Source organism: Paenibacillus sp. BAC0078 (assembly GCF_054483875.1).
On the sequence record NZ_JBTLRW010000006.1, the window covers coordinates 197,451 to 211,279 of the forward strand.

Annotated in this window: 13 protein-coding genes; 10 read left to right on the top strand and 3 right to left on the bottom strand. The window is 50.0% G+C overall.

The window, feature by feature from the left end:
• Nucleotides 1-2 precede the first annotated feature (2 nt).
• The 3 genes from ACX1DY_RS13865 to ACX1DY_RS13875 are packed head-to-tail and all read left to right on the top strand — an operon-like array spanning nucleotide 3 to nucleotide 2,222.
• Nucleotides 3-1,076, top strand: a complete 1,074-nt coding sequence (locus ACX1DY_RS13865) for a substrate-binding domain-containing protein (RefSeq protein WP_458964781.1) — start codon at nucleotides 3-5, stop codon at nucleotides 1,074-1,076.
• The gene (locus ACX1DY_RS13870; protein ID WP_458964782.1) at nucleotides 1,073-1,399 is read left to right on the top strand and encodes a hypothetical protein; all 327 of its coding nucleotides are present in this window, start codon (nucleotides 1,073-1,075) and stop codon (nucleotides 1,397-1,399) included. The genes ACX1DY_RS13865 and ACX1DY_RS13870 overlap by 4 nt, the downstream gene beginning before the upstream one ends.
• Nucleotides 1,400-1,433: 34 nt before the next feature.
• Nucleotides 1,434-2,222, top strand: a complete 789-nt coding sequence (locus ACX1DY_RS13875; protein WP_458964783.1) for a class I SAM-dependent methyltransferase — start codon at nucleotides 1,434-1,436, stop codon at nucleotides 2,220-2,222.
• 495 nt (nucleotides 2,223-2,717) lie between these two features.
• Here ACX1DY_RS13875 and ACX1DY_RS13880 read toward each other — a convergent pair whose 3' ends face one another.
• The 3 genes from ACX1DY_RS13880 to ACX1DY_RS13890 are packed head-to-tail and all read right to left on the bottom strand — an operon-like array spanning nucleotide 2,718 to nucleotide 6,073.
• Nucleotides 2,718-3,887 (bottom strand): glycoside hydrolase family 130 protein, encoded by a 1,170-nt coding sequence (locus tag ACX1DY_RS13880; protein WP_458964784.1) that lies wholly within the window; start codon nucleotides 3,885-3,887, stop codon nucleotides 2,718-2,720.
• Nucleotides 3,887-5,101, bottom strand: a complete 1,215-nt coding sequence (locus tag ACX1DY_RS13885; protein WP_458964785.1) for an AGE family epimerase/isomerase — start codon at nucleotides 5,099-5,101, stop codon at nucleotides 3,887-3,889. The genes ACX1DY_RS13880 and ACX1DY_RS13885 overlap by 1 nt, the downstream gene beginning before the upstream one ends.
• A 21-nt stretch (nucleotides 5,102-5,122) precedes the next feature.
• Entirely contained in the window at nucleotides 5,123-6,073 is a 951-nt protein-coding gene (locus ACX1DY_RS13890) for a glycoside hydrolase family 113 (RefSeq protein ID WP_458964786.1), read from the bottom strand.
• Between the two features lie 275 nt (nucleotides 6,074-6,348).
• Between ACX1DY_RS13890 and ACX1DY_RS13895 the strand changes: the two genes are divergently transcribed.
• The 7 genes from ACX1DY_RS13895 (at nucleotide 6,349) to ACX1DY_RS13925 (ending at nucleotide 13,775) form a co-directional block, all read left to right on the top strand.
• Entirely contained in the window at nucleotides 6,349-7,110 is a 762-nt protein-coding gene (locus tag ACX1DY_RS13895) for a response regulator transcription factor (RefSeq protein WP_458964787.1), read from the top strand.
• A gap of 336 nt (nucleotides 7,111-7,446) precedes the next feature.
• Nucleotides 7,447-8,823 (top strand): ABC transporter substrate-binding protein, encoded by a 1,377-nt coding sequence (locus ACX1DY_RS13900; protein ID WP_458964788.1) that lies wholly within the window; start codon nucleotides 7,447-7,449, stop codon nucleotides 8,821-8,823.
• 139 nt (nucleotides 8,824-8,962) lie between these two features.
• On the top strand, nucleotides 8,963-9,844 hold the full coding sequence (locus ACX1DY_RS13905; RefSeq protein ID WP_019912401.1) for a carbohydrate ABC transporter permease: 882 nt from the start codon (nucleotides 8,963-8,965) through the stop codon (nucleotides 9,842-9,844).
• 5 nt (nucleotides 9,845-9,849) lie between these two features.
• Nucleotides 9,850-10,683, top strand: coding sequence for a carbohydrate ABC transporter permease (locus tag ACX1DY_RS13910; protein ID WP_458964789.1), 834 nt, complete (start codon nucleotides 9,850-9,852; stop codon nucleotides 10,681-10,683).
• A gap of 91 nt (nucleotides 10,684-10,774) precedes the next feature.
• The gene (locus ACX1DY_RS13915) at nucleotides 10,775-11,800 is read left to right on the top strand and encodes a glycoside hydrolase family 130 protein (RefSeq protein WP_458964790.1); all 1,026 of its coding nucleotides are present in this window, start codon (nucleotides 10,775-10,777) and stop codon (nucleotides 11,798-11,800) included.
• 369 nt (nucleotides 11,801-12,169) lie between these two features.
• Nucleotides 12,170-12,409 (top strand): hypothetical protein, encoded by a 240-nt coding sequence (locus tag ACX1DY_RS13920; protein ID WP_458964791.1) that lies wholly within the window; start codon nucleotides 12,170-12,172, stop codon nucleotides 12,407-12,409.
• A gap of 403 nt (nucleotides 12,410-12,812) precedes the next feature.
• Nucleotides 12,813-13,775 (top strand): acetylxylan esterase, encoded by a 963-nt coding sequence (locus tag ACX1DY_RS13925; RefSeq protein WP_458964792.1) that lies wholly within the window; start codon nucleotides 12,813-12,815, stop codon nucleotides 13,773-13,775.
• Nucleotides 13,776-13,829: the final 54 nt, after the last annotated feature.

The window sequence follows — 13,829 nt, forward strand, 5'->3', positions numbered from 1 at the left end:
ATATGGCTAAAAAGGTTACTATGCAAAAAATCGCCGATCATCTCGGTGTGTCCAAGTTTGTCGTCTCCAAATCGCTCTCCGGCAAAGGCGGCGTCAACGAAACCACCCGGGAGCGGGTGATTCAGGCGGCATCACAGCTGGGTTATTTTACACAGAAAAATGCCTATGTGCAGAATGTCAAACGTCCCTCCCAGGCAGCGGGCAGTGACCGGAACAAGCAATCTGTCCTCGTGCTGATGCCGAATATCCGCTCACAAACCCAGGATTCGCTCTATTGGGGCAAAATCGTCGATGGCATCGCGCTCGCTCTGGATCAGGAGGGCCTTGGGATGGTTATTGTGTCAGAGCACCGTGCCGATAATTTCATCAATGTCCTCAACCCTAGCGGCCTGCTCGGCCTTATCGGTGTGGGACAGATTCCCACTTCACAGCTGCTGGAGGTGCACCGTATCGGCCTGCCGATGGTGCTGATTGATCATGAGGACCCGCTAATTCCAAGCGATACGGTGTTCGCGGGCAACATCGACTCCATGACCCGGCTCAGCAATCATTTGATGGGAATCGGCCATACTTTGTTTCATTTTATCGGCAATATCCGCTATTCCCGCAGCTTCCGCGACCGCTGGATCGGCTTCCGTAGCGCGCTGGAGGAGAGTGACATGAAAACTCCTGCCGGCAATGACGAGATGCTGCTGCTGGAGGGGATGGATGACGGCAGTTTCCGGGAAGAGTTCAAGCTCTGGATGCTCAAACGCAAAAAGAACAAAACCTTGCCGACCGCCCTCCTCTGCGCGAATGACTCCACTGCGCTTACAGTCTGTGAGGTGCTGCGGGAAGAAGGGCTTGCCATCCCGGCCGACATTTCGGTGACGGGCTTTGATAATATAGAGGATGCTGCGCGGGGCGTGCCGCCTCTTACCACCGTGCATGTGCCCAAGGAAGCTATGGGCCGGGCCGCAGTAGAAAAGCTGCTGAACCGTATCCATAACCCGTCTACGCCGCTGGAGAAAATCCTGATCTCCGCTGATATCGTCCATCGGGATTCTGTGGCGGGGCCGCGGGGGCAGCAGCTATGAGCTATGATGTACATATCACAAGGGCGGATCATTGGATCAATAGTGAGAGTAAGCCAATTTCTTTGGCAGAAGCCAAAGTCTATTTTGCCGCAACAACTGGTTTTGAGTATACGAATGAACTTTCTCACCAGACCCCTTTTGGAACTATGACCATAGGCGGTGAATTTTTCATCTGTAGTGATGGGGATAAGAAGATTCCTTTCCGCTATCATGAGGGACGAATCACAGTTTCTGGAGCGGATGATTTTGCAATTGGCAGGATGAAGAAAGTGGCTCAAGCGCTTGCAGCGGTCGTTCAGGGCGACGAGGGGGAGCTTTACTGATTCGGCTAATTATGTGAACACAGGAGATGATCTATTGAGCGCTGTATTGAAAGATCCGACGACACATCAAGATTGGATTGTACCGCATTCGTTTCAGTGGTATGCCGGACTGGGGAGCACGACCGGGAAATACGCATATCCTTGGAAGTCGACGGTAGCAGGACCGGATGCGGAGGAGATTTTTGCCCAGGAGGTTGCCGAGCTGGTTCCAGGAAAAAGAGTGCTCGACATCGGCTGCGGGCATGGAGATTTTACCATTCAGTGGAGCTATGTCGTTCAGCACATTGTCGGTCTCGATGTCACTGCGGATTTTATTCATACTGCCAGCAGTACGGCCCTTGCCAATGTGTCATTTGTGACGGCTAACACCAAGATCAAGCTCCCTTTTGAGGATGATGAGTTTGATTGTGCCTATAACCGTAAAGGCCCTACCTCCGCATACCCTGAGCTTACCAGGATCATCAAAAAGGGCGGCAGGCTAATCGCTCTTCACCCCGGCGACAGGCTGTCGCCTGAATTGTCACTGCTCTTTCCAGGTCTGTTTGGCCCCTCGCAGGAAGGAACTCCGGTATTGGATAAGGTTAAGCAGCGCATAGAGGCAAGCGGATTCGCTTCAGCTGAAATCGAGACGGTCACTAGCACCTGTTATCTGCATGAACCCATCGACGTTGTTCGCCTTCGCTGCTTCGGGCAGACAGCTGCAGTGCATGAAATGGTGATAAGGGACAGCCTGCCTGAGATCAACCGGATTTTTGCCCGGCATCAGACCGCACAAGGCTTGCCAACTACGGTAGACCATTACATACTCCGCGCAACAGTTTAAGCTAAACAAAGGCGGCCCCAGTGGAATTCCACTAGGGTCGCCTTTATTCATCCTGCCAACACCCCACAAAATGAACTTGAGAAACAACCCCATTAAGGGTGAAGAAACGGAGGGGAGGTTTGGAACTGTAGGAGCGGTAGCATCCGCCTTTGTATTCAGATGTTATCCGCTAAGCGATATAATAAATAAACATCTGAATACAACAGCGGCCGGAAGTCCAAACACTCCCCGCAGTTACGCCACCACCCCGAATGCCCCGCCCTCAATTTCATCCTGCCAACACCCCACAAAATGAACTTGAGAAACAACACCATTAAGGGTGAAGAAACGGAGGGGAGGTTTGGAACTGTAGGAGCGAACGCGTCCGCCTTTGTATTCAGATGTTATCCGCTAAGCGATATAATAAAAACATCTGAATACAACAGCGGCCGGAAGTCCAAACACTCCCCGCAGTTACGCCACCACCCAAAATGCACCACTCTCAAGTCCATCCCCCTACTTCAGATTTCGCTCAATCAAAGCAATCCGCTGCTGCACGCAGGCGTAAGAGCGAAGCGGGTCCTCAGGTGTGTTAAGCACATAATCGAGCATCTGGTCAACCGTTGTAGTTGCCACATGGATGCGGGTGTCGGAGGAGGCGTAGTAAATATAGATGTCTCCGTTGTCACGGGCGATTACGCCGTTGCAGAAGACTACGTTGGATACGTCGCCGACGCGTTCTTCACCGTCTGGAGCGATAAAATGTCCGCCCGGAGCATGGGTTACTTTATTAGGCTCTTCCAGATCGGACAGGAAGGCATACAGCACATAACGCAGTCCGGCAGCAGTGTTGCGCACCCCGTGGGCGATGTGCAGCCAGCCGCGCGGTGTCTTGATAGGAGCCGGGCCTTGGCCGTTCTTCACTTCTTTAATGGTGTGGTAATAGCGCTGGTCCATGATGGACTCGCTGGTAATTACAGCATTCTCGATGGTATCGGACAAGCCCCAGCCAATGCCGCCGCCGGAGCCGGCGTCGATGAAGCCGTCCTGCGGACGGGTGTAGAAGGCATATTTGCCGTCTACGAACTCAGGGTGCAGCACAACATTACGCTGCTGGGCGGAGCCTGTTTTCAGGTCGGCAAGCCGCTCCCAGGTTTTCAGATCCTTGGTGCGGGTAATGCCGCATTGGGCAACAGCGCTGGAGAGATCGCCGTGAGGTGCATCGGGATCTTTGCGTTCGGTGCAGAACAGGCCGTAAATCCAGCCGTCGGCATGTTTTACCAGACGCATGTCATAGACGTTGATGTCCGGGTCTTCGGTCTCAGGCAGCACGACAGGGTGATCCCAGAAACGGAAGCCGTCCACACCGCTGTCGCTCTCGGCTACGGCGAAGAAGGATTTGCGGTCATTGCCTTCCACGCGGGCGACAATATAGAATTTGCCGTTCAGCTCGATGGCGCCCGGGTTGAAAATACCGTTCACTCCGATTCTTTCCATGAAATAAGGGTTAGTCTCCGGGTTGAAGTCATACCGCCAGATAAGCGGCGCGTGCTCTGCCGTAAGCAGCGGGTATTGATAGCGGTCATAGATGCCGTTGCCGTAGGGGGCTTTCTCATTTTTACGTGCGATCAGCGCCTCATAACGTTCCGTTAGTTGCTGTTTGCGTTCCTCAAAGCGTGTTGTCATTATTTTGTCTCCTTTATAGTAAGTGTAAGCCGTCCAATCATTTCGAAGCAGGCTCTGCTGTTATGATAAGGACATTTCCATGCGCTGACCTTCGGCTCGTGAACCAAAGGCTGCAACGCTTCGTCAACGCCCCAGTACCATTCGCCCAGCTTGTGGTCGACGATATATTTATTGGTAAAATTCCAGGAGTTGCTGGCAGCTTCCAGAAAGCGCGCATCGCCGGTCATCTGATAGGCATTGTAAAAGCCGACAATGGCCTCAGCCTGCGGCCACCAGTCTCTGGATTTTTCAATCAGGCCCTTGCTGTCCGCCTCATTCCAGATTCCGCCGTCCCCGGCGATTCCTTCGGCCAGCGTAGCCTCAGCCATTGAGACCGCTACTTTGCGCACGCGCTGGAGCAGCGCCTCATCCCCAAGCACTTCTGCCGCTTCAACCAGCAGCCAACTGCCTTCAATGTCATGCCCGTAAGAGATGCGTTCTGATTTTACATGCCACTCTTCATCTAGGAATAGGTGGAAGTGCTTGCCTTCGTCGTCAATAATGTGGTCCAGCATCGTTGCAATCAGCTCGGCTAGCTTGCTTTTCAGCTCATCCGATTTCCATACCCGGTACAGCCCGGTGTAGCCTTCCAGTACATGCAGATGGGTGTTCATGGACTTCTTCTCGTTCATATCCTTGGTGCTGAGTGTGAGATCGTCAGTCATTTGCCATTCCTGGGATAATGCTTCGATATAACCTTTATAAAGGGGATCATAGCCGTACTTCTCAACCAGACGGAACAGCTCCACAGCTTTATCCAGCGCATCCTTGCGTCCGGTGGCATGGTGGAATTCCGACAAGGCATAGATGGCGAAAGCTTGCCCGTAAATTTGTTTTTTGGGCTGGGAAGCTGCACCTTTCGCATCGACCATCCAGTAGAAACCGCCATACTCTTTGTCCGTGAAATACTGGAGCAGATAGTCGTTGGCGCGTTCGGCCATCGTAAGATACTCATCTGTGCCGTATAGGCGGTAAGCGCTCGCAAATGTCCACAGAATCCGCGCATTCAGCACAAGACTTTTCTCTGCACCGGCTACGACATTCAATTGGCTGTCAATTTCACCGGCAAAACCGCCGTGCTCTTTGTCCAGCGTGTGCTCCATCCAGAAGCCCAAAATGTTGTTCTTCAGCTCATTCTCCAGCTCTTGCAGCCAAACTTCAGGTGAATTGCTCATATGCTTCGGTTCACTCCCTCATTACTTATTAGTCTTGGAGCTGTAATACTCATTAATAACGCTTGCAGCCGCTTTGCCGTACATGCAGTAGTCGTCATTGCCAGCCGCCGCTTCCAGCGGATAAATTCGTGCAGGCCAATCCCAGAGCATAAAGCCCTGAACCCAATCCCGGCCTTCACAGCTACGGAACATTGCCTGGTAATACCGGCGCTGCTCTTCCTCACAGGGTTCGCCTTTTAAGGACCAGTCATTGGGGATGGCGGCACTGCCTGTGCGGCTGGGGCAACCCGCTTCCATGAAGAAGAAGGGCTTGTTATACTGCTTCACCACCGTTTCGATCCGGTCAAGCTGCGCTTCCCAGTCATGCTCGGGATAATAGCCGCTTGAGGAGATCACATCCAGGTCATCCCACCAGGTCACGTTGTCCTCTTGATATTTGTCGCAATTATAAGTGAGGATTCCGCTGTACAGCTTGCGGACTTCGGCAATCAAGGTACGCCATTCATCCGCCCGCCTGTCTGACATCACCAGCTCGCAGCCGATGCAGAACATTTCGCAACCGCTTTCTTCGGCAATCGCAGCATAATGCAGGATGAAGTCAGTATAAGAGCGGAACCACTCCGACCATTTGGGCTCGCAGGGAACATCCTTGTCGAAAAAGTTGATGTGGGCCCGCCAGGTGCCGTCTGCACAATTCACAATAGGCTTCAGGCAAACCTTGAGCTCCAGCGACTTCGCCTTGCAGATCGCCCATAGCACCTCATCGTCGGTAACTGTCGGCTCTTGCCAGTAAGGAATTTCTGTTGATTGTGGAGTTGCCTGGATCGCGCTGAAGGCGATGGCCGTCCAATTCGCACCGGTTACGGATTTCATAAGCTCCATAGAGGTTTCAGCCTCTTCATTTGCCCAAGTGCCGCATTTTCCCATGAAACCCCAGGTTACGCCTCCGACATATTCGTTCTGTAGTAGCATCCTCAGACAACCTCGCTTTATAGAATAGTAGGAGAAAGGCATAGAAACTTTTTAGATATTTTGTTATATTGTTATTATTATTTTGTTAGTTATTAATAACAATACAGATTAGTTATAACCCTTTTTATGAAGGATTTCAAGGGCAAAATGAGCAAAGTAAAGAGAAGACTATAAAAGAGCAACACAGCACATTTGCTGCCTGAGAAATTGCGCATATAATTGATAATGATAGCGCAATCATTACGAGCGGAAACATAACTGGAGGCGATTAGCTAGTGATCAAGGTTATGATTGCGGATGACGAGGAAGTAATCCGGCGCGGGCTTGAAAAGATTACTTCCAGAATGGATTTGGAAGTTAAGGTTATCGGCTCCTATGGTAATGGGGCGGAGGCCTGGAATCATCTCCGGGAGCTCACCTTAGAGGATGTAGATCTTCTGATTACGGACATTAAGATGCCGCGGATGGATGGCTTCGGGCTGATTGAGGAGGCCAGGGGACATTTGAAGGAGCTTCCCATCGCCGTGCTCAGCGGGTTCAGTGAATTCGAATATGCCCGCAAGGCTATGCGGCACGGAGTGCTTGATTATTTGCTTAAGCCGATTGAAAAAGCTCAATTGTACGATTTGCTCAAAAGCGTCGCGGACAACAAGAAGCTGAAGGAAGCGGCATCTGAGCCGGAAGAAATACCGCATGGCGGGGAGCATTATGTTGTCGAGCAAACCAAGAGCATTCTGGAAAAGGAGTACGGCCAGAATTTTGAATTAGAGCGTCTGGCGGAGACGGTAGGTATGAATGCGAGCTATATCAGCCGTCTGTTCAAATATAAGACAGGCCAGACGATTACGGATTATCTGATCGGCATCCGGATCGCCAAAGCCAAGGAGCTGCTGATCGGACAGCCTGATCTGAAAAATTACGAAATCGCCGAGCGGGTCGGCTACAGTGATCCTGTCTATTTCAACAAGCTGTTCAAGAAAATGTGCGGCATGACCCCTAAGGATTACAAAAGCGGTTACAGAGTCCCTAGAGGCTAGTCTGAAAATGCAAGCTATATTATAGGAAAAGATTTTCTGCGGAGGGCAGCGAGCCCTCCTTTTTTTGCTGTCTTTTTCATAAAAAAAGATAACAAATAAAAATAACAGAAAACAAAAATAACAAATTGAAGACCAGAAAAAACAATTGAAACCATCGTTTTGATTTTGAAAACGATTTATAATGTGTTTGTAAGCGATAACATCATTGCATTTCAGACGAAACAGAGATTGCATTGATTTTTCATGGAATTCTGCCGTCAAGTTTTGATGATTATTGTTAGTGTTTTGTTATTATCAACGCCAGGAGTCAAAATGAAGAGAGGGGTCAACAAAACCATGAAGAAAACCAAAGCAGTTACAAGTTTGGCAGCGCTGACGCTGATGGCCGGTTTGTTCGCAGGTTGTTCATCGAACAACAATAACACGGACAATGCAGCAGCAACGAACGCAGGAAATACAGGAACTAACACTGAGGCAACTGCTGCTCCAGAGGGCGATGCAGCAGCTAAGGATATCAAAGGCGATATCACGGTAATCACACAGAGAACGGACATTGTTGATACCGTATTCAAAGATTACGCAGCAAAGTTCAATGAGAAATATCCGAATGTCAAAGTAAACTTCGAAGCGTTGTCCAGCTATGAAGATCAAATCAAAATCCGCATGAGCACCAGCGATTACGGTGATGTGCTGCTGCTGCCTACCAGCGTAGCGATTAAAGACCTGCCGGACTTTTTTGAGCCGCTGGGCAAAATGGCCGATCTGGAAAAACAATATACCGGTCTGGAAGAACGCAGTGTAGACGGTATTTCTTACGGTATTCCGATTACAGTTAACTTTTCCGGTGTCATTTACAACAAACAAGTATTCAAGGATGCGGGAATTACTGAGGTTCCTAGAACCTTTGACCAGTTCATGACCGCTCTGAAAAATATTAAAGAAAAGACCAAAGCGGTTCCGCTCTATACAAACTATGCTGCCGGATGGACATTGACCCAGTGGGAAGCTGATCTGGCAACCGTTGCCGGCGACCGTGATTACGTGAACATCGGCCAAGTGGCTTCTGACGACAACTTCGTTAAGGGACAACCGCACTATGACCTGTACAAACTGATGTATGACGCAGCCAAGAATGGCCTGATTGAAGAAGACCCAACAACAACAGACTGGGAATCCTCCAAGGCAGACCTGGCTAACGGTAAAATCGGTACAATGATGCTCGGATCTTGGGCCATTGGCCAGATCAAAGGGGTGGCGAAGAACCCTGACGATGTCGGCTTCATGCCTTTCCCTACCAACGCCAGCAAAATTCTGGTTCCGCTGTCCGATGACTACAACCTGGGCATCAGCATTCACAGCCAGAATAAAGAAGCGGCAAGAGCCTGGGTGGACTGGTTCATCAACGAATCCGGCTATCCTACCACTGAAGGCGGCGGCATGAGCCCGGTTAAAGGCTCTGCACTTCCTGAGATCCTCAAGCAATTTGATGGCACAGACGTAACGTTTGATACGATTGCTCCTGCAAAAGCAGGCCAAGAGGGCTGGGTGGATGCCATCGACAAGGAAGCTGAAATCGGTCTCTGGCAGCCTGACTTCAAGAAGGTCATCATCGAAGCTGCAATCGGCAATAGAAAAGATTCCTTCGACGATATCATGAAAGGCCTGAACGATAAATGGAAAGCGGCAAGAGCTAAAGTTACTGCCGGAAAATAAGTCAGCACTAGACTAGACGCAGGAGTGAAGACAGATTCAAGAGAACGGGAAGATGCCGGAAGGGGCATTTTCCCCTTCACTTTTGCGGGAAACAGCAGAATTTGGAGTCATTAGCATGTGTTCTTAGGAGGTGTGGAGAGTGCCCAAATTGTCCAACATGAGCTATAAAAATCAGCGGATTTTGATTATCATTTTATTTTCATTGGTTCCGGTAGTTTTGCTGCTGACCTTCTCATATTTGCCTGTGTTCAAAATGTTCCAGTACAGCTTCACAAGCTGGGACGGCTTCAGCAAACATATGGAATATGTCGGCTTCGACAATTACAAGACGATTTTCACCAAACCGGAGTATTTCGCCGTATTTAAAGTCAGCTTGTACTATTTCTTTGCCACCTTTGTCCAGATGGGGCTGGCGCTTTATTTTGCCACAATTCTAAGCTTTAATGTCCGTTTAAAGAACTGGTTCAAAGGCATTCTGTTCTTCCCGACACTGTTGAACGGTGTGGCTATCGGGTTCATCTTCCTGTTCTTCTTCAAACCGGAAGGAACCTTGAATACCATCCTTGACCTCGTCGGGCTTGGAGCCTGGCAGCAAAAGTGGCTGCTGAATCCCCACCTGATCAATATCTCCCTTGCTTTTGCATCGGTATGGAGATACATGGGGATGAACTTTATTATCTTCCTTGGAGCGATTTCCTCCATCGGCAATGATATTTACGAGGCTTCGGAAATTGACGGCGCCAACCGCTGGCATCAGTTCCGGCATATTATCCTTCCGAGCATCAAACGCATTTTGCAGCTCAATCTGATCCTCGCCGTAAGCGGAGCGATCGGTGTATTCGAAATTCCGTATGTCATGACCGGCGGTTCTAATGGCAGCGGCACGTTTGTCATCCAGACCGTCGATGTGGCCTTCAAATACAGCAAGCTGGGTCTCGCTTCGGCAATGGCCGTAGTGCTTCTGGGTATTGTTGTTCTTGTTACTATTCTGCAGCGTGTTCTGATAAAGGAGGAGAAGTAAGAACTATGCATAGTCTAAAATATTCCGCAGCTTCTTTCTTCAAATACCTCACTTTAGTTCTGGGAGCGCTGATGGCACTGATTCCGATCGTCGTGGTCTTCTTCGCTTCCCTGAAAACAAATGCCGAGTATGCCTCGACAGGTCCGCTTACTCTGCCGGAGAACTGGCTGAATTTCTCCAACTATACCAAAGCCTTTGTAGATGGCAACATGCTGCGCGGCTTTATGAATACAATTATTATTGTATTGATTTCCATTGCCGGCGCTACACTTACCGGTTCGATGATGGCGTACATTCTGGCCCGTTTCAAATTCAAAGGGAGCAAGCTGCTGATGGGAGCTTTTCTGCTGGCCACGCTGATTCCCGGGGTAACGACCCAAGTGGCTACCTTCCAGATCATCAACTCGCTGGAACTGTTCAACACCCGCTGGGCGCCGATCCTGATGTACCTGGGTACGGATATTATCGCCGTCTATATTTTCATGCAATTCCTGGACTCCATTTCCGAATCGCTGGATGAATCGGCGATGCTGGACGGAGCTTCGTATTGGACGATTTACTGGAGAATTATTTTGCCGCTGCTGAGTCCCGCGATTGTAACGGTGATTATTGTGAAGGGCGTCAACATTTACAACGATTTCTATACGCCTTTCCTCTATATGCCAAAAAGCAGTCTGCAGGTAGTGTCCACCGCACTGTTTAAATTCAAGGGACCATACGGCTCACAGTGGGAGGTTATCTGCGCCGCGATTATGATTGCCATCATTCCGACGCTCATAGCATTCGTAGCTTTGCAAAAGTACATTTATAACGGTTTTGCGCAAGGGTCGGTAAAATAAAACCCGGTAAGAGCAAACACCCGCTAAAGATTCAAGCACGCGTAACAATAATCGCAGCATCTGCTGCGCTAAATCTGGAGGGATTTTGTTTATGAAAGAAGTTAAGCTGATTGGATGTACGAATGTGCCGAACATGCCTTGGCAGGACAGACCTGCCGGAAACGACAATCCGGTCTGGAGACATGACAGCAACCCGGTTATTAAAAGAAATCCGGCGAAAGGCGTTGCGCGGATATTCAACAGTGCCGTTGTCGCTTATGAAGGCAGCTTCCTCGGCGTATTCCGTGTAGAAGACAACACAACCCGTCCTCACCTGCGGATGGGCTACAGCGCTGACGGCCTGGACTGGAAAATTGACGACAGCCCGATTCAATTTGTGGACGAAGCAGGCAATCCATATATGCCGCGCTATGCTTACGACCCGCGCCTGGTTAAAGTTGAAGATACCTACTACATTATCTGGTGTACAGATTTCTACGGTGCAGCTATCGGCGTAGCCAAAACTCAGGACTTCAAAACCTTCATCAGCCTGGAAAATCCGTTCCTGCCGTTCAACCGCAATGGCGTGCTGTTCCCGAAAAAAATCAATGGCAATTTCGTGATGCTGTCCCGTCCGAGCGATAGCGGACATACGCCATTTGGCGATGTGTTCCTGAGCGAAAGCCCTGACTTCGTGTACTGGGGCAAACACCGCCATGTTATGACCAAAGGCGGCCAAGGCTGGTGGCAGAGCGTCAAAATCGGCGGCGGCCCTGCGCCAATCGAAACCACCGAAGGCTGGCTGATGTTCTACCACGGCGTTACCGGAACCTGCAATGGTCTCGTGTACAGCATGGGCGCAGTTATTCTGGACAAGGATGAGCCGTCGAGAGTAAAATACCGCTCCAAAAACTTCGTGCTTACGCCGGAAGAATGGTACGAGGAAAGAGGCTTTGTGAACAACGTGCTCTTCCCTTGCGCTACTCTGAATGACGCCGAAACCGGCCGCATCGCCATCTACTACGGCGCAGCCGACACCTATGTAGGCGTTGCTTACACTACTGTGCAAGAAATCGTGAACTACGTGATCGAGACTCATGAAGAGGTCGGCGACGATGCCGGTCTGGGTAAGATTTAGGACGGTAGCGGTGCTGTTTGGGCAGTAACAATTATGAATGCCTGCGAGGCGGTTTTGGGGGATTTGTGCATGACGCGTCTGCTTGAGCAGTGTCTATCTCCTGTTAACTGGGCTGAGGGGGCTTAATAGATCTATTGCAGAATGTACAGCAGATAGTTGCTTTTTCATTCGAAAAGTTGATTCTATTGCACTTCCTGCAGCAGATTCAGCCCAAAAGTAACTATATCGTCCTTTCTTGCGATTTCTAGTGTACAAAGTGCAACAGAAATCCCGTTTACCTTCTTTGCAGGCTATTCTGTTGTATAGACTGCAATAGAATCGAATGAGGACACTGATCTTGAGTGTTCAGTTCCCAGCAGTTGACTTGCTTTGCAGCGAGTGGCGGCCTATTTTGCGGCCTGCCACGTTGCTGCATCAGCCGAAAACCCATGCGTAATGGGTTTTTCGTTCTGTTTTGTTTTTGAAGTGATGCTGCACCGTTCTGAGCACCAGCTAATTGTATTTGCTGCAGTTAAAAGGATCAGCAAACCCGTTTTTTCAGCGATAAATGTATTCTGTACAGTTAAAAATGGCGGAAATGCTTCTTTTGCTCAATTGCGGTCAAGCTAAGTGTACAGAGTGCAACTAAATCGGTTTCAGCGCAAAAATTGGCTTCTTTAGTTGTATGAAATACAGCTACAGTTTGGGCGTCGAACCTAAATGAAGCAGTTTATGCAGTGGTTTTCGGGTTAAATCCGACTTATTGGATTTAACTTGTTCTTGCAAACCCTGTGGTGAGTGAAACGGAACGGAGGGGAATGTTGAGTGGAGAAGCGTAGCGTTCGCCTGAAAGCTTTCCGAAGGAAAGCTCGCTTCGGAAGCATATGCTGTCCTCAGATTTCTACCGCCAGCGCGGTATAAAATCAGGAAATCTGAGGACAACAGCGATCGGAACCAACATTCCCCGCAGTGACCCACACTTAACACCCGCTTTGCCCAACACATTCAATCGGAGCCCTAAGGAGGATTTACTATGACAAGCGAAAGATCCCTGCCCCAGCTAAAAGCCTACGAAGGCAGCAGTCCAAAACCGGCGGATTTTGATCAATTCTGGGACCGCGCCCTGAGCGACCTCGATGCCCAGCCGCTGGACTACGAACTGGTCCCGGCGGAATTCACCAGTGAGCTGGCGGAATGCTTTCATCTCTATTTTACCGGAGTGGGCGGAGCCAGAGTTCACTGCAAATATGCAAGACCCAAGAAAGCGGTGCAGGAAAAAGGCCGGGGTATTGTAATCTTCCACGGTTATTCCTGCGACAGCGGCGATTGGATGGAGAAGGTTGCGTATGCCGCGCACGGAATCAGCGTGCTGGCGATGGACTGCCGGGGGCAGGGGGGATTGTCCGAGGATAATCTGACTGTACAAGGCACAACCATCCGCGGACACATAATCCGGGGGCTTGACGACCCGAATCCGGACAACCTGTATTACCGCAACGTGTTTCTGGATACCGCCCAGACGGCGCGGATTCTGATGAGCATGCCGGAAGTGGACCCAACAAGGGTGGGTGCATATGGTTGTTCCCAAGGGGGAGCTCTGACCGTAGCCTGCGCAGCGCTGGAGCCGCGCATTTCAATGGCAGTCCCGGTCTATCCGTTCCTCTCCGACTACAAACGGGCCTGGGAGCTGGACATTACGACTTCGGCTTATGAGGAGATCAATTATTACTTCCGCTTTTTTGATCCGCATCATGAACGGGAGGAAGAGATTTTTAACCGGCTGGGTTATATTGATATTCAGAATTTGGCGAGCCGAATCCAGGCCAAGGTATTATGGGTGACCGGGCTTGCAGATACGATCTGCCCGCCTTCGACGCAATTCGCCGCATACAACAAAATCACAGCACCAAAAGACCTGATGGTCTATTACGAATACGGTCATGAGTATCTTCCATATCTTGCTGACCGAACACTGCAGACGTTCATGACCTTGTAACGGGTATCTGTGCAAGAAGACAGTGAATCTGACAGTGAATCTGACAGTGATTTT